Source organism: Telluribacter roseus, from assembly GCF_017355915.2.
Taxonomy (GTDB): Bacteria; Bacteroidota; Bacteroidia; order Cytophagales; family Spirosomataceae; genus Telluribacter.
This window is the reverse complement of sequence record NZ_JAFEUV020000038.1, coordinates 1-1035: the sequence shown is the minus strand read 5'-3', so window position 1 is coordinate 1035 and position 1035 is coordinate 1. Positions and strand designations below refer to the sequence as shown.

Sequence of the window (1035 nt, the reverse complement as noted above, 5' to 3'; positions counted from 1 at the left end):
TGATACTGGTCGGCACAGTACTGTATCCCCCTGTCAGAGTGGTGGATCAGCTCGAGCTTCTTGTCCACCCTCTGTTTGAGGGCCATCCTCAGGGCGTTAACACTGCTTCTGGTGGTCAGGTCGGTCGCCACAAAGTAGCCCATCACCTTTTTGGAGTAGGTGTCCGTGATCAGGCTCAGGTAGCAGGGCATCGTGCTACTGCCGATGTACGTGATATCGGCAACCGCGCGGCGGACCGCCCACACCTGCTCAGGCCTGTTGATCGTCAGGCCGGGGAGCCTGTTCTTGTGCTTTTTGAACCGGTGGTAGGAGTTGGTCGTGACATGGAACCGGCGTTTGGGCCGGACCAAGAGGTGGTTGGCCCTGAGAATCGCAATGAACCTATCCCGGCCCACTTTCAGCCCCCTTAGCTTGTCGTTCAGCAGATGGTACAGCTTCTTCGACCCGATTCTGGGCATGGTCGTACGCACCCCGTTCGCCAAAGCTACTACCTGGCCGGCTGTGTCCCTTTTCTGCCGGCTCCTTCGGATAGCCCGATAGTACACCTGTCTTTCCACCCCGAACAACTGACAGGCGAAACGTAGTGTTTCGGCATGCTGGTCCTTGAATTGATCGATTGTCCGGGTCATGAGTTTTTTCGGATGGCAATGTGGTACTCTTTCTCGGCCAGCTCTATCATCATGTCAAACATGATGGCCTTTTTCTCCGAAACCGTTGCCTGGTGCTCCAGCTGTGCCTTCTGCTTTTCCAGCAGCTTTACCTTCGCTTCCAGTTCCATGATCTTTTGTTCGGGTGTCTTAGTCATAGTGGACGATGTTTGGTTCTCCCAATCAAAGTTACCATATTTTCGCAGCCACGTCTGCACGGTGGCATGGCCCTGGATCCCGTACTTTCGCTGAGCTTCGCCCCGGGCAATCTCGCCTCGCTCAATTTCTCGGACTACCGCAAGCTTGAAGCTCGTAGTGTAATCCTTCTGACTCCGCTTGACATACTTCTTCTCTGCTTTCATAACAATACTTTTTTGTATCGCTATTT

At 53.7% G+C, this 1035-nt stretch carries 3 protein-coding genes; 1 reads left to right on the top strand and 2 read right to left on the bottom strand.

Annotation, left to right across the window (positions count from 1 at the left end; all coding sequences use genetic code 11):
• On the bottom strand, nt 1–191 hold a 191-nt coding region (locus JTN23_RS26060; protein WP_409049475.1), incomplete at its 3' end, for a DDE-type integrase/transposase/recombinase.
• Nucleotides 192–425: 234 nt separating this feature from the next.
• Here JTN23_RS26060 and JTN23_RS25735 point away from each other — a divergent pair.
• Nucleotides 426–584 (top strand): hypothetical protein, encoded by a 159-nt coding sequence (locus tag JTN23_RS25735; protein ID WP_247237999.1) that lies wholly within the window; start codon nt 426–428, stop codon nt 582–584.
• A 41-nt stretch (nt 585–625) separates the two neighbouring features.
• Here JTN23_RS25735 and JTN23_RS25730 read toward each other — a convergent pair.
• Nucleotides 626–1035 (bottom strand): transposase (locus JTN23_RS25730; protein ID WP_247237998.1); only part of this gene is annotated, 410 nt, incomplete at its 5' end.

Bases quoted from the DNA above. Each gene is read 5' to 3' on its own strand.
- JTN23_RS25735 (WP_247237999.1), top strand. From the start codon at position 426: ATGGTACAGCTTCTTCGACCCGATTCTGGGCATGGTCGTACGCACCCC.